We start from the raw sequence: 22,708 nt of genomic DNA, 5'->3' as shown, positions 1-22,708 counted from the left end.
GTTCAGTCGCCCGAATTTGGGCGTAAAACATGCCCGACGCAATCAAGCGCCTGCTGTTAAGTTGTTGATTTAACTTGCCTGTGACAAATATCCGAGGAAGCCGGAAATTTTGTCCGCCGCCATACTGACCTCGTTCTGTAACCGCTCGCGATCGCTTTGCGGGATCTCGTCCGACGGCACCAGAATGCTGACGACCGCCGCCACCCGCCCGCTGCGGTCAAAGACCGGATAGACAATCGATGAGATACCGTGGCGATAGAACGATTCGCCAATCACGTAGCCGCGAGCTTTATCCTGCTGCACCATCTGCCACAGCGCTTCGCGGTCGTACAGCTGGCCCGGCGTATTGCCCGGCAGACGTGCATCCGGGAACAATTGTTCAAACTCGCTGCGGGAAACATCGGTCAGCAGCATGCGGCCAAGCGAGGTGCAGTGCACCGGTAGCCGCGTTCCGACGCTGACCTGGTTGATACGTGAACCGGCTGCGCTGACGCGGGCAATGTAGATGATGTCGCGGCCATCGCGGATCGCCAGATGGCTGCTGCACTGGCTGATATCGCGCAGTTGCTCGATGACCGGCTGACCCACCTGAGCGACATCCAGTGAGGCGATATATTCAAAGCCCAGACGCAGTACGTTCATGCCCAGCGAAAAGGTATTGGTGCGGGCGTTGCGCTCGAGAAAACCCATATATTCCAGCGTCTGCACCACGCGATAGGCGGTCGCTTTCGGCATATCCACCAGCCGATGCAGCTCGGCAAAGGTCAGATCGCGATGCTGTTCGCCAAACGCCAGCAGCAGTTGTAAACCGCGCTCCAGACCCGGTACCAGGTACTTCACTTCCTGATCGTTCGCCATACCGCCTCACTTATTAGTTAAAGACAAAACCGCCGTTGACCGGGATCAGCTGGCCGGTGATAAAGCGCGAAAGATCGCTCAGCAGCCAGACCACGCTGCCGGTGACATCTTCCGGCTGCTGAGCGCCGCTGAGCGCGCGGCCGTTCTCATACAACTGATGACGCTCGGCGGGAACGTATTCCGTGGCCTCAACGCGAGTCAGCCCCGGCGCGATGGCGTTGATACGGATCCGCTTTTCACCCAGCTCGCGGGCCATGGAACGGGTCATCGCAATCACCGCGCCCTTACTGGCGACGTAGGCCATCAGCCGCGGCGCGCCCCACAGCGCGGTATCCGAAGCGACGTTGACGATTGCCGACCCTTCGCGCAGCAGCGGTACCGCCTCGCGGGTCACCAGCCAGGTACCTTTGACATTGACCGTCATCACCCGATCCCACAGGTCCGGATCGTAATCGATCATGTTTTTACCGCCGACGCCGGTGGCCATTGCCGCGTTATTGACTAAGCCATCGATAGGCCCCTGCGCGCCGATGGCGCTGAAGACCTGCTCGATCGACGCTTGACTGGCAAGATCGATGGCGTGGGATTCGATCTGATAGCCCTTCTGCTGCAGGCGATGAGCGCTTTCCGCCAGCTCCCCCTGCAGGATGTCGCACATCACCACCGTCGCGCCCTGCGCGGCGCAGGATTCGGCAAAGTGGTAACCGAGGCCGCGCGCCGCGCCGGTGACGACAATACGTTTACCGTTCAGCAGGCCGTTCATCAGGCGGCACCCTGCTGCGCTTCGCGAAGCGCTAACTGCTCTTTCGCCGCTTTCTGCATCATGCGGCGCAGGCGGGACAAACCGACGTCATGTTGATAGAGATATTCATGATCGCGGGCGTTCGGCGCCAGGCTTTCCAGCACCACGCGATCCTGTTCCAGTACTTCCCAGTGCAGTTTTTCCAGACGGTTGCGGTACATAAAGCGCCACAGATCGCGCTGCCAGCCTTGAACGCCGCGGATGCGCCAGAAGAAGACGCGGCAGTTGTCGTTATCTTCCGGAACCACCATGCCGACGATCCAGAAGTGGCCGCCCGGCCCGAAACGCTTTTTGTACGGAATAGACAGGCGCATCCAGTAGGCGCCGCTGTTGCCCAGTTCAACCCAGTCAAAGTTGACGCCGCTCTGCCCTTTTTTCTCGAAGATAAAGCCGGTTTTCGTCGGCTGCAGCACCATATCGGCTTTGCGATCGCCTTCCGCCATCGAGTGCGATGATGAGTGCAGATAGGTACCGTGCATCGGGTCCATCACGTTTTCCAGCGCGTACTGGTAGTTGCATTTCCACGCCGCGGTGCACAGGAAGTTACTGTATTTTTCGTGGTCGGCCAGTTCCTCCGGGAAGCTCAGTTCATCAGGCTGCTGGTCGGCGGTGACGCCGAACCACAGGAAGATTGCCCCGTGCGCTTCCTGCACGCTGTAGCTGCGCACGCACTGCTGGCCGACCAGCGGGCAGCGGTCAACCGCCGGGACGTCTTTGACTTCGCCGTTGCCGGCGACTTCCACGCCGTGATACCAGCAGGCGATACGATCGCCTAAGTTCCAGCCCATTGACAGGCGCGCGCCGCGATGCGGGCAGCGGTCTTCCAGCGCCTGCACCTGGCCGTCTTTATTTCGCCAGACCACGATCTGCTCGCCGAGACGGGTAATGCCTACCGGCGCAGACTGCACTTCCCAGCTCGCCAGCACCGGATACCACAGGCCGCGCAATCCTTTATCAAGATAGTTTTGTACCGTTGTCGTCATCGCTGTGTCCTCAGTAGCCGTTAACCTGTAAAAATGCCTGGAAGCTGCTTTCGCTCCACGGTTCGCCCTGCTGGTCATGCATCCTGACGCCATTGAGGCCGCTCACCAGTTCACCGAGACCTTCCGCGCCCTGCTCGAACAGCGTTTCCAGGGTGGCGATAAGTTGCAGTTCCCAGTTTTCCGGCACCCGGCTGCGGGTTTGCCAAATCAGATTGTGATAGTCGCCAGGCTTATGGATATTGCCGTTTCCGCCTTCCGCCGGTGGCGTAAACTGGCGGCTTTCCGGTAGCGCCGGGTTGAAGTCCAGGGATTCGCTCATGCCACGTTCTCCTCGATAAAGGTAATCTGGATCTGATTGTCGTATACCCGCACCGGGTAACGATTAAGGTTGCGACCGCCGGGGCCATGCAGGCACTGGCCGGTTTTGACGTCGAATACCGCCTCATGCAGCGGGCATTCCACCTTGCCATCTTCGACAAAGCCCTGGCTCAGGAGCGCATAGGCATGAGGGCAAACGTCTTCCAGCGCGTAATATTCGCCATCAATCAGATAAATACCGATTTCCTTACCGTCGATATTGCCGCTATATGGAAAATCTTCCTGTACTTGCTCCGCGTCACATACGCCTATCCAGCTCATCGCAATCCTCCAGGCTTTTGTTTCATATATGAAACTCTGTTTCTTATTTAATACGGTCAATATAAAAGCGGTGAATGTTTCGTCAAGCGTTAATGTGACAAATTTGTTAATGAATGACTTTTAAATTAGCTAAGTGTGCAATTGATCACGAAAAACTGCATTCAGATGAAATGATGATATTTAAAGTGGTGATCCATTATAAATAAAAATGCCGATTTAAATTTCACACGCGACTATTGACTTCTTTTGCAGACGATCATTAAAAATGTGCAACGGCGGAAGCCATGGTGTTTCACCCATGAAACAATCATTTATTTAATCTTTTAAAAACAATGAGTTTCACTGGTGAATCATTTTACTTATGTAACTATTTCTGGCGTTAAAAAAATAATAACCGGCAATCATTAAATTAAGCGTGGAGACAACAAATGGCGGCAAGATGGCAAGGGGTAATAGCATTACTTTTGTTAATAATTATTTCCTACGTCGATCGGGTAAATATCTCGGTGATGATCCTTAACCCGGAATTTGCTGCCCATTTTCAATTAAATGAAAACAGAATGTTACAAGGCATGCTAATGACATGCTTTCTTCTGGGTTATGGATTTTCGGCATTATTATTAACCCCAGTTATAGAAAGTAAATGGCATTACCGCCAGGGACTCTTAAGCAGCATTGCTATATGGGCGCTGGTTTGCGCAGTTTCACCGCTGCTGGGCTCGCTCTTCGGGATGTTAATCGCGCGCATTGTTCTTGGCGTGGCGGAGGGACCGCTATTCTCACTGAAGACACGTTTTATCAACGACAACTTCGCCGCCGATGAAATAGGTAAACCGAATGCGGTGACCGCCCTCGGCGTATCGCTTGGGCTGGCGGTAGGCTTCCCGCTAGTCACCTGGTTGATGGCGCATGTTGGCTGGATCGGCTCCTTCTACGCGCTGGCGCTGCTTAACCTCCTGCTCGGCGGCGGATTAATCTGGCGGTTTCTTCCCGCGCCAAAAGTGACCGCACAGCGCGCGAAGCCGGGCTTCAGTCAGACTTTTGCCCTCGCCTGGCGTACGCCGCTGCTTGGCTGGATCCTACTGGTGGAAATCGCCACGCTCAGCTATCTATGGGGAAGTAGCGCCTGGCTGCCCGCCTGGCTACGCGACGAGCACCACTTCTCGCTGCAGGCCACCGGCCTGCTGGCGGCAGTACCCTTTTTGTTAAGCCTGGGCTCAAAGTTTGTTGGCGGCGTGCTCCTCGACAAAATGCGCCCGGAGCAGGCGCCGCTGCTGTTTATTATCGGCGGCCTACTCACCGCCGGTTCCGTGCTGGCGCTGATGCTCAGCCAGCAGCCGGCGATGCTGGCGCTGTTTATGCTGGCGGCGAACGTTTTCTGGGGATTACAGGGGGCGGCGATCCCGGCGGTGGTGCAGCATCACGCCCCGCGCGAAGCGGTGGGCAGCGCCTATGGGATCATTAACGGCATTGGCAATATCTGCGCGGCGTTTATTCCGCTGCTGATGGGAGTGGTGATGAAATCGGTGGGATCGGTAAGTTCAGGTTTTTCCGTTCTGGTGGCATCACAGCTGATCACGCTGTGCGCCGGCGGCGTACTGCTGCTGCGCATGCGTCGCGCAGCAGCAGTAAACGCTTAGCCTTTCTTCGCTGCCTGAATGTATAGCATCTCCAGCGCCAGAGTCGCCGCCGCCAGGGCGGTGATTTCAGACTGGTCATAAGCCGGGGCGACTTCAACCACGTCCATTCCGACGATGTTCAGATCCTTCAGGCCGCGCACCAGTTTGATCGCACGGTCAGAGGTCAACCCACCGATCACCGGCGTACCGGTACCTGGCGCAAATGCCGGATCCAGACAGTCGATATCGAAAGTCAGGTACACCGGCATATCACCGACGATCTGCTTCACCTGAGCGATGATGTCGTCGACGCTGCGGTCGTTAACCTGGCCCGCATCAAGCACGGTAAAGCCGTTATCTTTATCGAATTCGGTACGAATACCGATCTGCACGGAGTGGTTCGGATCGATAAGCCCTTCGTTCGGCGCGGTGTAGAACATGGTGCCGTGGTCGAATTCACAGCCGTTGGCGTAGGTATCGGTGTGGGCATCGAAGTGTACCAGCGCCATTTTACCGAAATGCTTGGCATGGGCGCGCAGCAACGGCAGGGTGACAAAATGGTCACCGCCGAAGGAGAGCATGCGTTTACCGGCCGCCAGCAGTTTCTCCGCGTGCGCCTGCAGTTTCTCGCTCATTTCGCGAGCGTCGCCGAAGGCATAGACCAGATCGCCGCAGTCCACGACGTTCAGGCGTTCACGCATGTCGAAGTTCCATGGGAAACGGTTGTGCTCCCAGGCGAGGTTGGTTGACACCTGACGGATCGCCGCCGGGCCATGACGGCCGCCCGCGCGCCCGGAGGTCGCCATATCAAACGGCACGCCGGTGATGACCCAATCCGCATCGCTTTCATACGGCATAAAGTTCATCGGCAGACGCAGGAAACCAAAAGCGTTGGATACCAGGGAGTTATCGTATTGATGACCTAAAGTGCTCATGGGTATGACCTCTTTTCACAGTCGTGGAACGTAAAAAATAAGTATAAAAAAACCCCTCCGCGTCGTTAGGCCCGACGAGGAAGGGTTTGAATTAGGTAACTGCTTATAAGAACAAATTATCGCCTGAAAACCGCCCGGCGGCAAGCGGGACGTTTATTTTTGACAAGGCGCCGGGGCGAAACCGTTCGCCGGGAAGGCCTGAGCCGAACACGGTGGAAGCGGCGCCGGCTTTTCTCCGCGTAAGGCGAAGGCGGCAAAGCCGATGATACCGGCGTTGCGCGTGTCCCCCTGAGCGGAATGGGCGGCATAAGATTGCGCAACATCAGAAAACTCAAACGCCGCTACGGTACGGTTATTTTTACGGAATCCTTTGATCGCCAGCGAGTCGCCGGCACGGATAATATAACCATTATTCTGGAGCGAACCGGCCTTGCCGCTCAGGACATCGAGACCATCCACGGTGGCAATAATTTCGTAATCCACGCGATGGCTATAATTACGAACATATAATTGATATTGTGTGCCAACGCGGGCCACAACAGCGTATTGCCATTTTCCGGTAGAATTATTATAGCTGCGAGTAATAGGGAGAGAGTTAAAATTAGCATCGCGTACCGCATATTCCAGATCGCTAATTCGAATGCTATACAGCTGGTCGAAACCGGTATGATATTGACCGGAATAATTAATCAATACGATTTCGTCAGGATGGGAATCCTGGCGTTCTGCGGACACGCCTTTAACCGTTGAGTGAACGTCGCTGCCCCAGCGGGTGGCGACATCGGTGGTAGACGCCGCACGGTCATGGTACACAGCCTGGCTCGAACAACCGCCTAATAATAATAAACCGATAATAAGACCGTACCGCGATATACTTTTCATATTCTGTCCCTGTTCCACTAAGTATTAATTCCTCGCGGCAGTGTACAGGCTATTATCGCTTTAAAAAGCATCCACTATATTTTTTCAGATTTCATTTATAAAAAAGGGTCGGTTTATTAACATAAACCGACCCACCAGCGGATTAGTCTTAGTTACTCATCTTCAAGATAAGTATATCCGTACAGCCCCGCTTCGAACTCTTCAAGGAACTGCTGCTGCAGCTCGGCGTCGAGACCGGTATTTTTCACCTGATCGCGGAACTGGGTCAGCAACGTATTCGGATCCAGCTGAACATACTGCAGCATATCCGCCACCGTATCACCCTCATCGGAGAGCTCAACCTCAACGCTACCGTCCGGGAAGACGAAAACGTCTACCGCTTCGGTATCGCCGAACAGGTTGTGCATGTTGCCGAGGATCTCCTGATAAGCCCCGACCATAAAGAAGCCCAGCATTGGCGGGTTCTCCGGGTCGTATTCCGGCATCGGCATGGTGGTGGCGATCCCGTCGCCGTCAACATAGTGATCGATGGCGCCATCGGAGTCGCAGGTAATATCCAGCAGCACCGCGCGGCGTTCCGGCGACTTGTTCAGCCCTTCCAGCGGCATCACCGGGAATAGCTGATCGATGCCCCAGGCATCCGGCATCGACTGGAACAGCGAGAAGTTGACGTAGATTTTATCCGCCATACGTTCCTGCAGCTCATCGATGATCGGACGATGGGCGCGGTTGCTCGGATCGAGCTGTTTTTGTACTTCATGGCACATGTTCAGATACAGCTGTTCCGCCCACGCGCGCTCCTGCAGGTTGAAGGTGCCGGAGGAGTAGCCGATGTGGATATCGTGCAGATCCATCTGACTGTCGTGCAGCCATTCGCGTAGCGAGCGGCGGTTGCCGGTTTCGTGCATCTCCAGCCAGGTTTCCCACATGCTCTGCAGCGGACGCGCGGCGTCTTCCGCCGGCGGGGTCGCCTCGGTGTATTCGTTGCGCTCGACGCCGATAATGTTGGAAACCAGTACGGTGTGGTGCGCGGTCACCGCACGGCCGGACTCTGTAATCACCGTCGGGTGCGGCAGGCCGTTCTCTTCACAGGCGTCGCCGATCGCCCAGATGATATTGTTGGCGTACTCATTCAGGCCGTAGTTCACCGAACAGTCGGACTGCGAGCGGGTCCCTTCGTAATCGACACCCAGACCGCCGCCGACATCGAAGCACTGAATATTAACGCCCAGCTTATGCAGCTCGACGTAGAAACGCGCCGATTCGCGCACGCCGGTGGCGATATCGCGAATGTTGGCCATCTGCGAGCCGAGGTGGAAGTGCAGCAGTTGCAGGCTCTCAAGATGGCCTGCCTCGCGCAGAATTTCGACCAGTTGCAGCACCTGCGTCGCCGCGAGGCCGAATTTAGATTTCTCGCCGCCGGAGGACTGCCATTTACCGGAACCCTGCGAGGCCAGACGCGCACGCACGCCAAGGCGCGGCACCACGTTCAGACGGGCGGCCTCTTCCAGCACGATGGCGATTTCCGACATCTTCTCGATGACCAGATAGACCTTATGGCCCATCTTCTCGCCCACCAGCGCCAGACGGATGTATTCACGATCTTTATAACCGTTACAGACGATCACGCTACGGGTCATCCCCGCGTGCGCCAGCACCGCCATCAGCTCAGCCTTCGAACCAGCCTCCAGCCCCAGCGGTTCGCCGGAGTGGATCAAGGATTCAATCACGCGACGGTGCTGGTTGACCTTGATCGGGTAGACAAGGAAATAGTCGCCGTTATAACCGTAGGATTCACGCGCGCGCTTGAAGGCGGCGTTAATCGAGCGCAGACGATGTTGCAGGATCTGCGGGAAGCAGAACAGCGCCGGCAGGCGTTGTCCCTGGGCTTCGCGCGCTTTGACCAGCTCGGCCAGGTCGACGCGCGCTTCCGGGACGTCAGGATCCGGGCAAACGCTGATATGGCCCAGTTCGTTAACGTCGTAATAGTTATTACCCCACCAGGCAATATTGTAGGTACGTAGCATTTTGCTGGCTTCCTGGGAGCTCATCGCAACCTCCTGCATGGAACGTAGTACACCGTGTTCGCCTGCTGACGAAAGCGAACCCAAAGACATGTCGTCAGACATAGCGAACCTCAACTTGTAATATTAACTACTATCGCAGTCGACAGACGCGATAACAACCCATGAACAGCCTTTAATCCCAGCAGATAGTGCTGGCACTGCAGCTGCGCGACCGGTTTCTTATTCATATATAGTAAAACACGTACCCGAAGCTGGTATGACAGCCCGGAGAAACCACGAGAAAACCCTTGCTCACGCAAGAGCGCCCTTGTTCAGTTTTCAAAAAGCCTGGAGGCCCTGGAATCCTGAGAAGCGCCGAGATGGGTAGAACATCGGCAGGTTTGCACGAAAGAGATGCAGATTGCGGGATAGAATTGCGCGACAGAACGACGCGGCGAATCAGGCGAAAAACGTTGGTTCATTATCTGGTATCACCTCCACACTGCCCCGAAAAAGGCCAGCGACAAGCCAAAGCTATACATATCGAACAGCTGGCGAAACCGCCGCTGTGTAACAGAGTGCTTAACCCGGCTGGAAGTGGCGTCACGAGATGGGCTTCGTGCGCTTTTTTAATGAGCCGCGCGCGGCGTTTTATACCGAGAAGCGGGGTAAAATGCAAAATAAAAATACGCGTCTTGCCGGAGTTGTCAGGAAAAATTTCCACCACGCTTTTTCCATTAATGCGGGCGATGTCAAAAAAATGTGGAAATGCGATGAAGTTCTGACCTAAAATAGCCATCCAGAAGTTAATCCATCTATACTGATTAACACTCAGACTGCTCGTGTCACTACCTGCAAGCCTTGGTAGGGTCATCTATCAAAGCCTCTCTACACAACAGTATGAGCTACACGAATACTCACAGGTAAAATAAAACATGGCAAAACACCTCTTTACGTCCGAGTCTGTATCAGAAGGGCATCCAGACAAAATTGCTGACCAAATCTCCGATGCCGTGCTGGACGCGATCCTCGAACAGGATCCGAAAGCGCGCGTAGCCTGCGAAACCTATGTCAAAACCGGCATGGTTCTGGTTGGCGGTGAAATCACCACCAGCGCATGGGTTGATATCGAAGAGATCACCCGTAACACGGTGCGTGAAATTGGCTACGTGCATTCCGATATGGGCTTTGACGCCAACTCTTGCGCGGTCCTGAGCGCCATTGGTAAGCAGTCCCCGGATATCAACCAGGGCGTTGACCGCGCCGACCCGCTGGAACAGGGCGCGGGCGACCAGGGCCTGATGTTTGGCTATGCCACTAACGAAACTGACGTGCTGATGCCGGCGCCGGTGACTTACGCGCACCGTCTGGTACAGCGCCAGGCTGAAGTCCGCAAAAACGGCACCCTGCCGTGGCTGCGTCCGGACGCGAAAAGCCAGGTCACTTTCCAGTATGACGACGGCAAAATCGTCGGCATCGATGCGGTTGTGCTTTCCACTCAGCACGCTGAAGATATCGATCAGAAATCCCTGCAGGAAGCAGTGATGGAAGAGATCATCAAGCCGATTCTGCCGACCGAATGGCTGAACGCTTCCACCAAGTTCTTCATCAACCCGACCGGACGTTTCGTCATCGGCGGCCCGATGGGCGACTGCGGTCTGACCGGTCGTAAGATCATCGTTGATACCTACGGCGGCATGGCTCGTCACGGCGGCGGTGCGTTCTCCGGTAAAGATCCATCTAAAGTTGACCGTTCCGCAGCCTACGCGGCGCGCTATGTGGCGAAAAACATCGTTGCCGCAGGTCTTGCCGATCGTTGTGAGATTCAGGTTTCCTACGCCATCGGCGTCGCTGAACCGACTTCAATCATGGTCGAAACCTTCGGCACCGAAAAAGTGCCTTCTGAACAGCTGACCCTGCTGGTACGCGAGTTCTTCGACCTGCGTCCGTACGGCCTGATTCAGATGCTGGATCTGCTGCACCCGATCTACAAAGAGACCGCCGCTTACGGTCACTTTGGTCGCGAACATTTCCCATGGGAAAAAACCGACAAAGCAGCCCTGCTGCGCGAAGCGGCTGGCCTGAAATAAGCCACCCCGCTTGACTGCTTAAGGCCAGCCCCGCGCTGGCCTTTTTGTTGCCCTGAATCTCTCCCCCGACGTTTGACCGTCTTTGATCCATTTCCTTTCCCCACTTGATGAAAGCGATTACATATCTGCCGCAAGGGCGGGATCGTTCTAGCTACCCGCAGGCGCGAACTCTTTTCACAATGTTACATAACATGTCAAAAATCGCCGTTTCAGCCCATTCTTATTGGCGATATTTGCCTTTTATATCTATGATTTGAATATGTTTTTACTGATTACATATCTTTACCTTAGTGTAACCGATTACACAGTCGTGATTGTAATCACGTTTTTTTGTCCTGCACTCCCCTACTCTAAGCATCGACAGAATCAATAACTCAACTGGAGGGCGTTATGCCTGACAACAAAAAACAAGGGCGTTCAAACAAGACGATGACGTTCTTTGTCTGTTTCCTCGCCGCGCTGGCCGGCTTACTGTTCGGCCTTGATATCGGCGTTATTGCCGGCGCCTTACCGTTCATTGCCAATGAATTCCAAATCAGCGCGCATACCCAGGAGTGGGTGGTCAGCTCCATGATGTTCGGCGCCGCCGTCGGCGCAGTGGGCAGCGGCTGGCTCTCTTTCAAACTTGGGCGTAAAAAAAGCCTGATGATCGGCGCGATCCTGTTCGTGGCCGGTTCGCTATTTTCCGCCGCCGCGCCGAACGTCGAAATCCTGCTGATCTCTCGCGTCCTGCTGGGGCTGGCGGTTGGCGTCGCCTCTTACACCGCGCCGCTGTACTTGTCGGAAATCGCGCCGGAGAAAATCCGCGGCAGTATGATTTCGATGTACCAGTTGATGATTACCATCGGTATTCTCGGCGCCTACCTCTCTGACACCGCCTTCAGCTACAGCGGCGCGTGGCGCTGGATGCTCGGCGTGATTATCATCCCGGCAATCCTGCTGCTGATCGGCGTAATCTTCCTGCCGGATAGCCCGCGCTGGTTTGCCGCTAAACGCCGTTTCGTCGATGCCGAACGCGTCCTGCTGCGCCTGCGCGATACCAGCGCCGAAGCCAAACGCGAGCTCGATGAAATCCGCGAAAGCTTGAAAGTCAAACAGTCCGGCTGGGCGCTGTTCAAAGAGAACAGCAACTTCCGCCGCGCGGTGTTCCTTGGCGTCCTGCTGCAGATCATGCAACAGTTCACCGGGATGAACGTCATCATGTACTATGCGCCGAAGATTTTTGAACTGGCGGGCTATGCCAATACCACTGAGCAAATGTGGGGCACAGTGATCGTCGGCCTGACCAACGTACTGGCCACCTTTATCGCTATCGGCCTGGTCGACCGCTGGGGCCGTAAACCGACGCTGATCCTCGGCTTTATCGTGATGGCCGCCGGTATGGGCGTACTGGGCAGCATGATGCATATCGGTATTCACTCTGCTACCGCGCAGTACTTTGCAGTACTGATGCTGCTGATGTTTATCGTCGGCTTCGCGATGAGCGCCGGCCCGCTGATTTGGGTACTGTGTTCTGAAATACAGCCGCTGAAAGGCCGCGATTTCGGTATCACCTGCTCCACCGCGACCAACTGGATTGCCAATATGATCGTCGGCGCCACCTTCCTGACCATGCTGAACTCTCTCGGCAGCGCCAACACCTTCTGGGTCTACGGCGGTCTGAACGTGCTGTTTATCCTGCTGACTATCTGGCTGATTCCAGAAACCAAAAACGTCTCGCTGGAACATATTGAACGCAACCTGATGCAGGGACGCCCGCTGCGCGAAATCGGCGCTCGCGATTAATCCCCTCTGTGCTTCCTCCCCTCCGGGAGGAAGCTTCTTCTTGCTCTCCCCCGCGCGGCGCACTATCCTCTGGCGCTATGAAAACACCCCGAATTCCCATCGCTATCCAGCAGGCCGTCATGCGTAGCCTGCGGGAGCATCTCGCCACCGCCAATCTCAAGCTGGAACGCCGCTATGCGGAACCGACGCTGGTTTATCAGCAGCGCGGCACCTCCGCAGGCACCGCGTGGCTGGAGAAAAACGAGATCCGCCTCAATCCAGTGCTATTGCTGGAAAATCAGCAGGCGTTTATCGATGAAGTGGTGCCGCACGAACTGGCGCATCTGCTGGTGTGGAAACACTTTGGCCGCGTCGCGCCGCACGGTAAAGAGTGGAAATGGATGATGGAGGCCGTGCTGGGCGTCCCCGCCCGCCGCACCCACCGCTTTGAGCTCGATTCAGTACGCCAGAACACCTTCCCCTATCGCTGCCAGTGCCAGCAGCATCAGCTAACCGTCCGTCGCCATAACCGCGTGGTGCGCGGTGAAGCCACTTACCGCTGCGTTCGCTGCGGCGATCTGCTGGTGGCGAAAAAGTAACCACCGGAATTAATTAGAAACTTTCTGATCTGACTGATTGCATCTGACACCCTCATTCGCTACGTTGCGGGCTCGTTTTGACACGGAGTTTACGATGTCCCGTATGTATGTTTTTGCCGTCGCGTTGTTCAGCGTGGCAGCCAGCGGCCCGCTTGCGGCAGCTGGTATTCATAGTTTTTCCCAGGCGAAAGCCGCAGGCGTAAAAGTGAATGCCGACGTCCCCGGCGACTTTTATTGCGGTTGTAAAATCGACTGGCAGGGTAAAAAAGGCGTTATCGATCTGGAATCTTGCGGCTACAAAGTGCGTAAAAACGAGAACCGCGCCAGCCGGGTCGAATGGGAACACGTGGTTCCGGCGTGGCAGTTCGGCCACCAGCGCCAGTGCTGGCAGGATGGTGGACGTAAAAACTGCGCCAAAGATCCGGAATATCGCAAGATGGAAAGCGATATGCATAACCTGCAGCCTGCGGTCGGCGAGGTCAATGGCGATCGCGGCAACTTTATGTACAGCCAGTGGAACGGCGGCGATGGACAGTATGGTCAATGCGCCATGAAGGTGGATTTCAAAGATAAAGTCGCCGAACCGCCGGTACGCGCCCGCGGCTCGATCGCCCGCACCTACTTCTATATGCGCGACCGCTATCAGCTGACTCTTTCCCGCCAGCAAACCCAGCTGTTTACCGCCTGGGATAAGCAGTATCCGGTGACCTCCTGGGAGTGCGAACGCGATGAGCGAATCGCCAAAGTTCAGGGCAACCATAATCCTTACGTCCAGCAGGCTTGCCAGGCGCAAAAGAGCTAACCTACACTAGCGGCAATTGTTAATTTGCAGCCGCCGTCTTCCCCGCTATGGGGAAGACGCTATCTGCGCGAAGAACGGAATATCAAGCATGCGCATTCCTCGCATCCACCACCCGGAACGCATTACCCCCGGCAGCCACATCGCCCTGAGCGACGACGCGGCAAACCACGTTGGCCGCGTCCTGCGCATGAGCAAAGGCCAGGAAATACAGCTGTTTGACGGCAGCAATCAGGTTTTCGATGCGGTCATCACCGAAGCGGGTAAGAAAAACGTCATGGTCGAGGTTATCCGCGGCCAGCTCGACGATCGTGAATCTCCGCTGCACATCCATCTCGGCCAGGTGATGTCACGCGGCGAAAAAATGGAATTCACCATCCAGAAATCGATCGAACTTGGCGTAAGCCTCATAACGCCACTGTTTTCCGAGCGCTGCGGCGTTAAACTGGATGCCGAACGCTTGCAGAAGAAGATTCAGCAGTGGCAGAAAATCGCCATTGCCGCCTGCGAACAGAGCGGCCGTAACGTCGTGCCGGAAATACGCCCGGCGATGCAGCTGGAAGCCTGGTGCGCCGAGGAAGAAAACGGCCTCAAGCTCAACCTGCACCCGCGCGCCAGCGCCAGTATCAATACGCTGCCGCTGCCGGTTGAACGTGTTCGCCTGCTGATTGGCCCGGAAGGCGGCCTGTCGGCGGAAGAGATAGCGATGACCGCTCGCTACCAGTTTACTGATATCCTGTTGGGACCGCGCGTTCTGCGTACTGAGACTACCGCGCTCACCGCCATCACCGCGCTGCAGGTGCGTTTTGGCGATCTGGGCTAAAATCTGGCGCAACAATCCGCAAACACGACAGCGCTAATGGAGAGAACAATGATCAAGCTCGGCATCGTGATGGACCCTATCGCATCCATCAACATTAAAAAAGACACCAGCTTCGCGATGTTGCTGGAAGCGCAGCGTCGCGGCTATGAACTGCATTATATGGAGATGAACGACCTGTACCTCATCAACGGCGAATCCCGCGCCCGTACGCGCACGCTGAGCGTCGAGCAGAATTACGACAAATGGTACGCGTTCACCGGCGAACAGGATCTGCCGCTGGCGGATCTCGACGTCATCCTGATGCGTAAAGACCCGCCGTTCGATACCGAGTTTATCTACGCCACCTACATTCTCGAACGCGCGGAAGAGAAAGGCACGCTTATCGTCAACAAGCCGCAGAGCCTGCGCGACTGTAACGAAAAGCTGTTCACCGCCTGGTTCTCCGAGCTAACTCCGGAAACGCTGGTCACCCGTAATAAAGCCCAGTTGAAAGCGTTCTGGGAAAAACACGGCGATATCATTCTCAAACCGCTGGACGGCATGGGCGGCGCTTCAATATTCCGCGTGAAAGCAGGCGATCCGAACCTCGGCGTCATTTCCGAAACCCTGACCGAACTGGGTAGCCGCTACTGCATGGCGCAGAATTATCTGCCGGCCATCAAAGACGGCGACAAACGTGTGCTGGTGGTAGACGGCGAGCCGGTGCCATACTGCCTCGCACGCATCCCGCAGGGCGGTGAAACGCGCGGCAACCTGGCCGCTGGCGGCCGTGGCGAAGCGCGTCCGCTGACCGAAAGCGACTGGGAAATCGCCCGCCGCGTCGGCCCGACGCTAAAAGCCAAAGGCCTTATTTTCGTCGGCCTGGATATCATCGGCGATCGCCTGACCGAAATTAACGTCACCAGCCCGACCTGCGTGCGCGAAATCGAAGCCGCTTTCCCGGACGTGTCGATTACCGGCATGCTGATGGACGCTATCGAAAAACGTATCAACAAATAAGCACTGGGAAGGGCAAACGCCCGCCCGTCAGGCGCCTCTCTGGCGCCTGTAAAACAAAGTGCATCGACACGTTTCTACTTTACCCGCATACTGGGTGTTGTTTTTTTAAACCAGGAACAGAACCTCTGACAATGAATTTACAGCATCACTTTCTGATTGCCATGCCTGCGCTACAGGACCCTCTTTTCCGTCGCTCCGTCGTCTATATCTGCGAGTACAACGACGATGGCGCCATGGGCATTATCATCAATAAGCCGCTGGAAAATTTGCAGGTGGAAGGGATCCTGGAAAAACTGAAAATCGCGCCGGTGGCGCGCAACCCGGAAATTCGCCTGGATAAACCGGTGATGGTCGGCGGCCCGCTGGCGGAGGATCGCGGTTTTATCCTGCACACGCCGCCGTCTGATTTTTCCTCCAGCATCCGTATCTCCGACAACACGGTGATCACCACCTCACGCGACGTGCTGGAAACCCTCGGTACCGATAAACAACCGAGCAACGTGCTGGTGGCGTTGGGCTACGCGTCGTGGGAAAAAGGGCAACTGGAGCAGGAAATTCTCGATAACGCCTGGCTTACCGCACCGGCCGATCAGAATATTTTGTTTAAAACGCCGATTGCCGATCGCTGGCGCGAAGCGGCCAAACTTATCGGTATCGATATCGTGACGATGCCTGCCGACGCGGGGCATGCATAATGAGCGGTACCTTTTTGAGTTTTGATTTTGGCACCAAAAGCATTGGCGTCGCCGTTGGGCAGCGCATTACCGGCACGGCGCGTCCGCTCCCGGCGCTGAAGGCGCAGGACGGCAAGCCGGACTGGAACATCATCGAAAAGCTGTTGAAAGAGTGGCAGCCGGAAGCGGTGATTGTCGGTCTGCCGCTGAACATGGACGGCACCGAACAGCCGCTAACCGCGCGCGCACGTAATTTCGCCAATAAAATTCATGGCCGCTTCGGCGTGAAAATCACCCTCCACGACGAGCGTTTAAGCACCGTCGAAGCTCGCGCCGGCCTGTTTGAACACGGTGGTTTTCGCGCGCTCAATAAAGGCAGCGTTGATTCCGCCTCTGCCGTGGTTATCCTCGAAAGCTATTTCGAACAGGGATACTGATCGGTAGCTCTGGGATGAAAGCGAAGCATGGATTCGCTTTTGCGCCGGGTGGCGGCTTCGCCTTACCCGGCCTACAAAACCCCCGCTGGAGTAACCCGTAGGCCCGCGCAAGCGTAGCGCCGCCGGGCAATCATGGCAGCGGACGCGGAGCCGCTTTTGCGCCGGGTGGCGGCTTCGCCTTACCCGGCCTACAAAACCCCCGCTGGCATCACCCGTAGGCCCGCGCAAGCGTAGCGCCGCCGGGCAATCATGGCAGCGGACGCGGAACCGCTTTCGCGCCGGGTGGCGGCTTCGCCTTACCCGGCCTACAAAACCCCCGCTGGAGTAACCCGTAGGCCCGCGCAAGCGTAGCGCCGCCGGGCAATCATGGCAGCGGACGCGGAGCCGCTTTTGCGCCGGGTGGCGGCTTCGCCTTACCCGGCCTACAAAACCCCCGCTGGCATAACCCGTAGGCCCGCGCAAGCGTAGCGCCGCCGGGCAATCAGTGACGCAGATGTTCATTCGCCCAGCTTACCGCCTGGGTTCGGTTCTTCACGCTCAGCTTGCGGAACACATTGTACAGATGGGTACGTACGGTGTTTTCGCTGATGAATAACGCGCGTGCGATATCCATATTTGTTGCGCCGCAGCGCAGCTCGTTGAGGATCTCACATTCACGCTCGGTCAACGGTGAGTTCTCCGTCGGCGCCGTGACCTGATCTGCAGAATACAGCGCCGGGTGCATCACGCTCAATTCAGCCGTCTGTTCACCATTCAATACGGCTTTGACGCCCTCAATTAAGCGCGATTGGTCGTCGTCATGACGGAATACGCCATATAACGCAGGCCATTGCGCCATTTCGTACAACTCATACTTTTGCGCGCTATTGATAATCAACAAACGCGGATTATCTGCCTGTACGCGAATAATATCTCGCCACACGCTATTCAATTTCTTATTGGAAACAGCAATATCAAACAATATTACGGAATCTTTTGCCAGGCGTTGAGTTAGCGGTTTGTTGATATTATGCAGAGTTACGTTTACGGATAGCTTCTCAGTCAACCACGCCGCAAATGCATTACTCTGAATGGATGGATGAGTAATGAAAGTCACCTGACGCGAATGCAGTAAATTCTCCGATAAATTAATCACTTGAAACTCTCCTTAGCAGTACCCCGCCATCTTAGCGGTTAAATTAACTGAAAATTAAACGTTCAATAATGTATTTATATTTTCAAATACAGTTTGGTTATTGAAACATCATTTCATGAGAATCTTCCTATTCCCGTAAACAGCATAAATCGAACCCCGCAAAAGTGTCAAAAGGTAATCCTACTTTTTTCCTGGTGAAGCGAGGTAAATGTAAGCCTGCTGTCATAACATTCATTATTTAGGCTTAGGTCGTACCACTTATTTGTATTATAAAAACATTTATCAAAACATTAATTGAACACTGAATTAACAATTTAATGAATACCAACTTGGTTTCATCTCTACGAGGGCAATAACTCACCTGCCGCTGCACGTTGTTGAAAACTCTGCGCAAAGGTTTGCATTCCTGCCTGCTGACCGGTTTGCATCACGCCGGGTAGCTGATGCGTTTTCCCTTCGCGGATCAAATTTGCCACCGCTGGCGTGTTCACTAAAAGTTCGTATAGCGCAACCCGACTGCCGGAAGCATTTGGCAACAATTTTTGCGCCGCCACAGCGCATAAGCTCCCTGCCAGCTGGCTGCGAACCGGCTCTTTTTCTTCCGCCGGAAACACATCCACCAGCCGCTCGATGGCCTGCGCCGCGCTGCGGGTATGCAGCGTCGCCAGCACCAGGTGCCCGGTTTCGGCTGCGGTCAGCGCCAGGCGGATAGTTTCGCTATCGCGCAGCTCACCTAATAAGATGACGTCCGGGTCCTGACGCAGCGCTACGCGTAGCGCCGCCGCGAAGGAGGAGCAATGGCGGCCGATTTCGCGCTGCTGGATCAGGCAGTTCCTGCTGGCGTGAATAAACTCCACGGGATCCTCAAGGGTTAAAATATGACCATGGCGATGTTGATTGAGGTAGTCCACCATCGCCGCCAGGGTGGTCGACTTGCCGCTACCGGTAGCGCCGGTAACCAGGATCAAACCACTCTCTTCATTTAGCAATTCGCTAAGCGCGGCGGGCGCGCCCAAATCAACCAACTGTGGACATTGCTGCGGCAACAGACGCAAAGCCAGCGACAGGCCACGCGTGTGGGCAAAAGCGCTGGCGCGCAGCCGAGGCCCGTTCGGGAGAGCCAAAGCGAAGTCAACCTGACCATCGGCACACCACTGCGCCAGCTGTGGGTCGTTAAGCCAGCGAGTGAGGATTTTCTCAACATCCGGCGCAGTAAACGGCGCAGGCTCAAGCTTTCCCAAACGACGCCAGCGCGGCGGATACGCGCTGCACAGGTGTAGATCGGAGACGTTATGCTTTACACTAAGGGCCACGATTTCTTCCAGCTCCATAACTGATCCTCGGAATATGAACGATATTGCGCATAACCTGGCACAGGTCCGGGATAAAATCTCAGGCGCTGCCGCCCGCTGCGGCCGCGCTCCAGAAGAAGTTACGTTGCTTGCAGTGAGTAAAACCAAACCTGCGAGCGCTATCGAAGAAGCAATGGCCGCAGGACAGCGGGCATTCGGCGAAAACTACGTCCAGGAAGGGGTGGATAAAATCCGCTATTTCCAGCAGGCGGGCGCTAGCGGTCTGCAGTGGCACTTCATCGGCCCGCTGCAGTCCAACAAAAGCCGGCTGGTGGCCGAACATTTTGACTGGTGCCACACCGTCGACCGGTTGAAAATCGCCACCCGCCTGAGCGAGCAACGTCCAGCGGATTTACCACCGCTGAACGTGCTGATTCAAATCAACATCAGCGATGAACAGAGTAAATCCGGGATCCCGCTGGCGGAGCTTGACGCTTTAGCCGCCGGTGTCGCCGCCTTACCGAACCTCCAGCTTCGCGGGTTAATGGCCATTCCGGCGCCAGAGTCAGAGTATGAAAGGCAGTTTGCCGTCGCCCAACAAATGGCGGTAGCATTCGCGCAACTGAAAACGCTCTACCCTTCGGTTGATACGCTCTCTCTGGGCATGTCGGATGACATGGAAGCCGCTATCGCGGCGGGAAGCACTATGGTGCGCATCGGGACCGCAATCTTCGGCGCGCGCGACTACAGCAAAAAATAAGGAATCTGAGGAACGCCATGAAGACGTTGACCTTCCTGCTCTCAACGGTCATTGAGCTCTACACAATGGTCATGTTGTTACGCGTCTGGATGCAGTGGGCGCGCTGCGACTTTTACAATCCGTTTTCGCAATTCGTCGTGAAAGCGACCCAGCCTATCGTCGGGCCGCTGCGCCGGATTATCCCGGCAATGGGGCCGCTGGATAGCGCCTCCCTGCTGGTCGCCTTCGTGCTCTGCGTTATCAAGGCGATCGTACTGTTTATGGTGGTCACCTTCCAGCCGATTATCTGGATTGCCGCGGTGCTGATCCTACTGAAAACCATCGGTTCGCTGATTTTCTGGGTGCTGCTGCTGATGGCTATTATGAGCTGGGTAAGCCAGGGCCGCAGCCCGGTAGAATACGTGCTGATGCAGTTGGCCGACCCGCTGCTGCGCCCAATCCGCAACCTGCTGCCATCCATGGGCGGCATCGACTTTTCGCCGATGGTGCTGGTGCTGCTGCTGTACGTGATTAACATGGGTATCGCCGAGCTGCTGCAAGCTACCGGCAATGTCCTGCTTCCGGGGCTGTGGATGGCGCTATGAGTGCCGTTGAAGTCTGTGCTGATGGGCTGGTGCTCAGGCTGTATATTCAGCCAAAGGCCAGCCGCGACAGCCTTGTTGGTCTGCATGGCGACGAGCTCAAAGTCGCCATCACCGCCCCACCCGTCGACGGCCAGGCAAATGCCCATCTGGTAAAATATCTCGCTAAACAGTTCCGCGTCGCGAAAAGCCAGGTGCTTATCGAAAAAGGCGAACTGGGCCGTCATAAACAGATAAAAATCATTCACCCGCAGCAGATCCCGCCCGCCGTCGCGGCGCTGGCTGACTAAACAGGATTGAATATGCAAAAAGTTGTACTCGCTACCGGCAACGCCGGTAAAGTTCGCGAGCTGGCCTCGCTGCTGGAAGATTTTGGCCTCGACGTCGTCGCCCAGACTGAGCTTGGGGTCGATTCCGCCGAAGAAACCGGCCTGACCTTTATCGAAAACGCGATCCTCAAAGCGCGTCACGCCGCGCAGGTCACCGGCCTGCCGGCCATTGCCGACGATTCGGGTCTGGCGGTGGATGCGCTGGGCGGCGCGCCGGGAATTTACTCCGCTCGCTACTCGGGTGAAAACGCCAGCGACCAGCAGAATCTGGAAAAGCTGCTGGATGCTCTACAGGATGTGCCCGATGAGCAACGCCAGGCCCAGTTCCACTGCGTGCTGGTGTATCTGCGTCATGCCGAAGACCCGACGCCGCTGGTATGCCATGGCAGCTGGCCGGGCGTGATTACTCGTCAGGCGGCGGGTAACGGCGGCTTTGGCTATGACCCGATTTTCTTTGTTCCGTCCGAGGGTAAAACCGCAGCGGAGCTGAGCCGTGAAGAGAAAAGCGCCATTTCCCACCGCGGGCAGGCGCTGAAACTGTTACTGGAAGCATTACGTAATGGCTAATTTGCCGCCTCTGAGTCTTTATATTCATATCCCGTGGTGCGTGCAGAAATGCCCGTACTGCGATTTCAATTCGCATGCGTTAAAGGGCGAAGTGCCGCACGACGACTACGTCCAGCACCTGCTTGCCGATCTGCGCCACGATGCGCCATACGCACAGGGACGTGAAATTAAGACTATTTTTATCGGCGGCGGTACGCCAAGCCTGCTTTCCGGCCCGGCGATGCAAACCCTGCTTGATGGCGTGCGCGCCTGCCTGCCGCTGGCGGCGGATGCGGAGATCACCATGGAAGCCAATCCGGGGACCGTGGAGGCCGATCGCTTCGTTGAGTATCAGCGTGCCGGGGTCAACCGTATCTCCATTGGCGTGCAGAGCTTTAGCGAGCCCAAATTGCAGCGTCTGGGGCGTATTCACGGTCCGGAAGAGGCAAAGCGCGCGGCGCGGCTGGCGAGCGGCCTGGGGCTGCGTAGCTTTAACCTCGATTTAATGCATGGCCTGCCGGACCAGTCGCTGGAAGAAGCGCTGGATGACTTACGCCAGGCGATCGCGCTGAATCCGCCGCATCTGTCGTGGTATCAGTTGACTATTGAGCCGAACACGCTGTTTGGTTCGCGCCCGCCGGTGTTACCGGATGACGACGCGCTGTGGGATATTTTCGAGCAGGGGCATCAATTGCTAAGCGCCGCAGGTTATCAGCAGTACGAGACCTCCGCTTACGCCAAACCAGGCTATCAGTGCCAGCACAATCTCAACTACTGGCGCTTTGGCGACTACCTCGGTATCGGCTGCGGCGCACACGGCAAAGTGACCTTCCCTGATGGCCGCATTCTGCGTACGGCAAAAACCCGTCACCCGCGCGGCTACATGGAAGGCCGTTACCTGGAGCGCCAGCACGACGTGGAGGCGGCGGATAAACCGTTCGAGTTCTTTATGAACCGCTTCCGCCTGCTGGAGGCCGCGCCGCGCGCGGAGTTCAGCTTGTATACCGGCCTTGATGAGCAGGTTATCCGTCCGCAAATCGATGCCGCCATCGCCGAAGGCTATCTGCTGGAAGATGCGCAAAACTGGCAGATTACCGAGCACGGTAAGCTGTTTTTAAATTCGCTGCTGGAGCTGTTCCTCAGCGAAGAGTAATCC

27 protein-coding genes are annotated in these 22,708 nt (G+C 56.1%); 14 read left to right on the top strand and 13 right to left on the bottom strand.

Going from position 1 to position 22,708, the window contains the following annotated elements; genetic code table 11:
- Positions 1-69: 69 nt before the first annotated feature.
- From ACSEMK_RS15765 to ACSEMK_RS15745, 5 genes are read right to left on the bottom strand one after another with little or no spacing between them, the layout of a single operon-like run.
- Positions 70-858, bottom strand: coding sequence for an IclR family transcriptional regulator (locus tag ACSEMK_RS15765; RefSeq protein WP_113373038.1), 789 nt, complete (start codon positions 856-858; stop codon positions 70-72).
- A gap of 13 nt (positions 859-871) precedes the next feature.
- A complete protein-coding gene (locus ACSEMK_RS15760; protein ID WP_015703448.1) occupies positions 872-1,621 on the bottom strand; it encodes an SDR family oxidoreductase in 750 nt (249 codons plus the stop codon).
- Positions 1,621-2,643: an aromatic ring-hydroxylating oxygenase subunit alpha gene (locus tag ACSEMK_RS15755; protein ID WP_020077956.1), complete on the bottom strand. Its 1,023-nt coding sequence runs from the start codon at positions 2,641-2,643 to the stop codon at positions 1,621-1,623. Before ACSEMK_RS15755 ends, ACSEMK_RS15760 begins: the two co-directional genes overlap by 1 nt.
- A gap of 10 nt (positions 2,644-2,653) precedes the next feature.
- On the bottom strand, positions 2,654-2,962 hold the full coding sequence (locus ACSEMK_RS15750; RefSeq protein WP_271032125.1) for a recombinase-like helix-turn-helix domain-containing protein: 309 nt from the start codon (positions 2,960-2,962) through the stop codon (positions 2,654-2,656).
- Positions 2,959-3,282 carry a Rieske (2Fe-2S) protein gene (locus ACSEMK_RS15745; RefSeq protein WP_004151769.1) on the bottom strand — a complete coding sequence of 108 codons (324 nt, stop codon included), beginning with the start codon at positions 3,280-3,282 and terminating at the stop codon, positions 2,959-2,961. Before ACSEMK_RS15745 ends, ACSEMK_RS15750 begins: the two co-directional genes overlap by 4 nt.
- Before the next feature lie 428 nt (positions 3,283-3,710).
- On the opposite strand from ACSEMK_RS15745, the gene ACSEMK_RS15740 reads away from it, so the two are divergent.
- Positions 3,711-4,922 (top strand): MFS transporter, encoded by a 1,212-nt coding sequence (locus tag ACSEMK_RS15740; RefSeq protein WP_087859775.1) that lies wholly within the window; start codon positions 3,711-3,713, stop codon positions 4,920-4,922.
- On the opposite strand, the gene speB is transcribed toward ACSEMK_RS15740, so the two are convergent.
- The 6 genes from speB to ACSEMK_RS15710 all read right to left on the bottom strand — a co-directional run bounded on the left by speB (position 4,919) and on the right by ACSEMK_RS15710 (position 9,523).
- Complete coding sequence (gene speB, locus ACSEMK_RS15735; RefSeq protein ID WP_047080345.1) at positions 4,919-5,836, bottom strand: agmatinase; 918 nt, start codon at positions 5,834-5,836, stop codon at positions 4,919-4,921. The two genes, ACSEMK_RS15740 and speB, sit on opposite strands and share 4 nt — an antisense overlap.
- Positions 5,837-5,989: 153 nt before the next feature.
- The gene (locus ACSEMK_RS15730; RefSeq protein WP_430915090.1) at positions 5,990-6,718 is read right to left on the bottom strand and encodes a hypothetical protein; all 729 of its coding nucleotides are present in this window, start codon (positions 6,716-6,718) and stop codon (positions 5,990-5,992) included.
- Between the two features lie 152 nt (positions 6,719-6,870).
- Positions 6,871-8,847 (bottom strand): biosynthetic arginine decarboxylase, encoded by a 1,977-nt coding sequence (gene speA, locus ACSEMK_RS15725; protein ID WP_020077953.1) that lies wholly within the window; start codon positions 8,845-8,847, stop codon positions 6,871-6,873.
- An 8-nt stretch (positions 8,848-8,855) separates the two neighbouring features.
- On the bottom strand, positions 8,856-8,972 hold the full coding sequence (gene yqgB / locus ACSEMK_RS15720) for an acid stress response protein YqgB (RefSeq protein ID WP_015369741.1): 117 nt from the start codon (positions 8,970-8,972) through the stop codon (positions 8,856-8,858).
- A gap of 84 nt (positions 8,973-9,056) precedes the next feature.
- Positions 9,057-9,206 (bottom strand): hypothetical protein, encoded by a 150-nt coding sequence (locus tag ACSEMK_RS15715; protein ID WP_419718970.1) that lies wholly within the window; start codon positions 9,204-9,206, stop codon positions 9,057-9,059.
- A complete protein-coding gene (locus tag ACSEMK_RS15710) occupies positions 9,206-9,523 on the bottom strand; it encodes a hypothetical protein (protein ID WP_143115472.1) in 318 nt (105 codons plus the stop codon). The genes ACSEMK_RS15715 and ACSEMK_RS15710 overlap by 1 nt, the downstream gene beginning before the upstream one ends.
- A 136-nt stretch (positions 9,524-9,659) precedes the next feature.
- Between ACSEMK_RS15710 and metK the strand changes: the two genes are divergently transcribed.
- From metK to ruvX, 8 genes are all read left to right on the top strand, one after another.
- Positions 9,660-10,814, top strand: coding sequence for a methionine adenosyltransferase (gene metK / locus ACSEMK_RS15705; RefSeq protein ID WP_004149807.1), 1,155 nt, complete (start codon positions 9,660-9,662; stop codon positions 10,812-10,814).
- Between the two features lie 390 nt (positions 10,815-11,204).
- Positions 11,205-12,599, top strand: a complete 1,395-nt coding sequence (locus ACSEMK_RS15700; protein WP_045379571.1) for a sugar porter family MFS transporter — start codon at positions 11,205-11,207, stop codon at positions 12,597-12,599.
- A 77-nt stretch (positions 12,600-12,676) separates the two neighbouring features.
- Positions 12,677-13,177 (top strand): SprT family zinc-dependent metalloprotease, encoded by a 501-nt coding sequence (locus ACSEMK_RS15695; protein WP_435336606.1) that lies wholly within the window; start codon positions 12,677-12,679, stop codon positions 13,175-13,177.
- A gap of 94 nt (positions 13,178-13,271) precedes the next feature.
- On the top strand, positions 13,272-13,979 hold the full coding sequence (gene endA / locus ACSEMK_RS15690; protein WP_015369737.1) for a deoxyribonuclease I: 708 nt from the start codon (positions 13,272-13,274) through the stop codon (positions 13,977-13,979).
- Positions 13,980-14,067: 88 nt separating this feature from the next.
- A complete protein-coding gene (gene rsmE, locus ACSEMK_RS15685) occupies positions 14,068-14,799 on the top strand; it encodes a 16S rRNA (uracil(1498)-N(3))-methyltransferase (protein WP_213793572.1) in 732 nt (243 codons plus the stop codon).
- A 48-nt stretch (positions 14,800-14,847) separates the two neighbouring features.
- Positions 14,848-15,798, top strand: a complete 951-nt coding sequence (gshB, locus tag ACSEMK_RS15680; RefSeq protein ID WP_045392071.1) for a glutathione synthase — start codon at positions 14,848-14,850, stop codon at positions 15,796-15,798.
- 131 nt (positions 15,799-15,929) lie between these two features.
- The gene (locus ACSEMK_RS15675; protein WP_045392076.1) at positions 15,930-16,493 is read left to right on the top strand and encodes a YqgE/AlgH family protein; all 564 of its coding nucleotides are present in this window, start codon (positions 15,930-15,932) and stop codon (positions 16,491-16,493) included.
- Positions 16,493-16,909 (top strand): Holliday junction resolvase RuvX, encoded by a 417-nt coding sequence (gene ruvX, locus ACSEMK_RS15670; protein WP_015369733.1) that lies wholly within the window; start codon positions 16,493-16,495, stop codon positions 16,907-16,909. The genes ACSEMK_RS15675 and ruvX overlap by 1 nt, the downstream gene beginning before the upstream one ends.
- A gap of 481 nt (positions 16,910-17,390) precedes the next feature.
- On the opposite strand, the gene ACSEMK_RS15665 is transcribed toward ruvX, so the two are convergent.
- Positions 17,391-18,044 (bottom strand): LuxR C-terminal-related transcriptional regulator, encoded by a 654-nt coding sequence (locus ACSEMK_RS15665; protein WP_087859779.1) that lies wholly within the window; start codon positions 18,042-18,044, stop codon positions 17,391-17,393.
- Between the two features lie 341 nt (positions 18,045-18,385).
- The gene (locus ACSEMK_RS15660; RefSeq protein ID WP_430915089.1) at positions 18,386-19,375 is read right to left on the bottom strand and encodes a type IV pilus twitching motility protein PilT; all 990 of its coding nucleotides are present in this window, start codon (positions 19,373-19,375) and stop codon (positions 18,386-18,388) included.
- Between the two features lie 16 nt (positions 19,376-19,391).
- Between ACSEMK_RS15660 and ACSEMK_RS15655 the strand changes: the two genes are divergently transcribed.
- The 5 genes from ACSEMK_RS15655 to hemW are packed head-to-tail and all read left to right on the top strand — an operon-like array spanning position 19,392 to position 22,705.
- Positions 19,392-20,096: a YggS family pyridoxal phosphate-dependent enzyme gene (locus ACSEMK_RS15655; protein WP_047043378.1), complete on the top strand. Its 705-nt coding sequence runs from the start codon at positions 19,392-19,394 to the stop codon at positions 20,094-20,096.
- 17 nt (positions 20,097-20,113) lie between these two features.
- Entirely contained in the window at positions 20,114-20,680 is a 567-nt protein-coding gene (locus tag ACSEMK_RS15650; protein WP_015369729.1) for a YggT family protein, read from the top strand.
- On the top strand, positions 20,677-20,967 hold the full coding sequence (gene yggU / locus ACSEMK_RS15645; RefSeq protein ID WP_087859781.1) for a DUF167 family protein YggU: 291 nt from the start codon (positions 20,677-20,679) through the stop codon (positions 20,965-20,967). The genes ACSEMK_RS15650 and yggU overlap by 4 nt, the downstream gene beginning before the upstream one ends.
- Before the next feature lie 12 nt (positions 20,968-20,979).
- Entirely contained in the window at positions 20,980-21,573 is a 594-nt protein-coding gene (locus tag ACSEMK_RS15640; protein ID WP_047044090.1) for an XTP/dITP diphosphatase, read from the top strand.
- Positions 21,566-22,705 carry a radical SAM family heme chaperone HemW gene (gene hemW, locus ACSEMK_RS15635; RefSeq protein ID WP_087859782.1) on the top strand — a complete coding sequence of 380 codons (1,140 nt, stop codon included), beginning with the start codon at positions 21,566-21,568 and terminating at the stop codon, positions 22,703-22,705. The genes ACSEMK_RS15640 and hemW overlap by 8 nt, the downstream gene beginning before the upstream one ends.
- Positions 22,706-22,708 lie beyond the last annotated feature (3 nt).

The sequence above is a fragment of the Klebsiella sp. K-3 genome (genome assembly GCF_051207495.1).
GTDB classification, from domain to species: Bacteria; Pseudomonadota; Gammaproteobacteria; order Enterobacterales; family Enterobacteriaceae; genus Klebsiella; species Klebsiella aerogenes.
The sequence above is the reverse complement of the archived record's forward strand: the minus strand, read 5'-3'. Positions and strand labels throughout refer to the sequence as shown.

Coding starts and splice junctions, on each gene's coding strand:
- ACSEMK_RS15730 (WP_430915090.1), bottom strand. CDS start 6,718: ATGAAAAGTATATCGCGGTACGGTCTTATTATCGGTTTATTATTATTA.
- ACSEMK_RS15755 (WP_020077956.1), bottom strand. CDS start 2,643: ATGACGACAACGGTACAAAACTATCTTGATAAAGGATTGCGCGGCCTG.
- ACSEMK_RS15745 (WP_004151769.1), bottom strand. CDS start 3,282: ATGAGCTGGATAGGCGTATGTGACGCGGAGCAAGTACAGGAAGATTTT.
- ACSEMK_RS15650 (WP_015369729.1), top strand. CDS start 20,114: ATGAAGACGTTGACCTTCCTGCTCTCAACGGTCATTGAGCTCTACACA.
- ACSEMK_RS15695 (WP_435336606.1), top strand. CDS start 12,677: ATGAAAACACCCCGAATTCCCATCGCTATCCAGCAGGCCGTCATGCGT.
- ACSEMK_RS15700 (WP_045379571.1), top strand. CDS start 11,205: ATGCCTGACAACAAAAAACAAGGGCGTTCAAACAAGACGATGACGTTC.
- ACSEMK_RS15660 (WP_430915089.1), bottom strand. CDS start 19,375: ATGGAGCTGGAAGAAATCGTGGCCCTTAGTGTAAAGCATAACGTCTCC.
- hemW (WP_087859782.1), top strand. CDS start 21,566: ATGGCTAATTTGCCGCCTCTGAGTCTTTATATTCATATCCCGTGGTGC.
- ACSEMK_RS15710 (WP_143115472.1), bottom strand. CDS start 9,523: ATGGCTATTTTAGGTCAGAACTTCATCGCATTTCCACATTTTTTTGAC.
- rsmE (WP_213793572.1), top strand. CDS start 14,068: ATGCGCATTCCTCGCATCCACCACCCGGAACGCATTACCCCCGGCAGC.
- yqgB (WP_015369741.1), bottom strand. CDS start 8,972: ATGAATAAGAAACCGGTCGCGCAGCTGCAGTGCCAGCACTATCTGCTG.
- gshB (WP_045392071.1), top strand. CDS start 14,848: ATGATCAAGCTCGGCATCGTGATGGACCCTATCGCATCCATCAACATT.
- speB (WP_047080345.1), bottom strand. CDS start 5,836: ATGAGCACTTTAGGTCATCAATACGATAACTCCCTGGTATCCAACGCT.
- ACSEMK_RS15750 (WP_271032125.1), bottom strand. CDS start 2,962: ATGAGCGAATCCCTGGACTTCAACCCGGCGCTACCGGAAAGCCGCCAG.
- ACSEMK_RS15675 (WP_045392076.1), top strand. CDS start 15,930: ATGAATTTACAGCATCACTTTCTGATTGCCATGCCTGCGCTACAGGAC.
- yggU (WP_087859781.1), top strand. CDS start 20,677: ATGAGTGCCGTTGAAGTCTGTGCTGATGGGCTGGTGCTCAGGCTGTAT.
- ACSEMK_RS15655 (WP_047043378.1), top strand. CDS start 19,392: ATGAACGATATTGCGCATAACCTGGCACAGGTCCGGGATAAAATCTCA.
- ruvX (WP_015369733.1), top strand. CDS start 16,493: ATGAGCGGTACCTTTTTGAGTTTTGATTTTGGCACCAAAAGCATTGGC.
- metK (WP_004149807.1), top strand. CDS start 9,660: ATGGCAAAACACCTCTTTACGTCCGAGTCTGTATCAGAAGGGCATCCA.
- speA (WP_020077953.1), bottom strand. CDS start 8,847: ATGTCTGACGACATGTCTTTGGGTTCGCTTTCGTCAGCAGGCGAACAC.
- ACSEMK_RS15765 (WP_113373038.1), bottom strand. CDS start 858: ATGGCGAACGATCAGGAAGTGAAGTACCTGGTACCGGGTCTGGAGCGC.
- ACSEMK_RS15715 (WP_419718970.1), bottom strand. CDS start 9,206: ATGAACCAACGTTTTTCGCCTGATTCGCCGCGTCGTTCTGTCGCGCAA.
- ACSEMK_RS15640 (WP_047044090.1), top strand. CDS start 20,980: ATGCAAAAAGTTGTACTCGCTACCGGCAACGCCGGTAAAGTTCGCGAG.
- ACSEMK_RS15760 (WP_015703448.1), bottom strand. CDS start 1,621: ATGAACGGCCTGCTGAACGGTAAACGTATTGTCGTCACCGGCGCGGCG.
- endA (WP_015369737.1), top strand. CDS start 13,272: ATGTCCCGTATGTATGTTTTTGCCGTCGCGTTGTTCAGCGTGGCAGCC.
- ACSEMK_RS15740 (WP_087859775.1), top strand. CDS start 3,711: ATGGCGGCAAGATGGCAAGGGGTAATAGCATTACTTTTGTTAATAATT.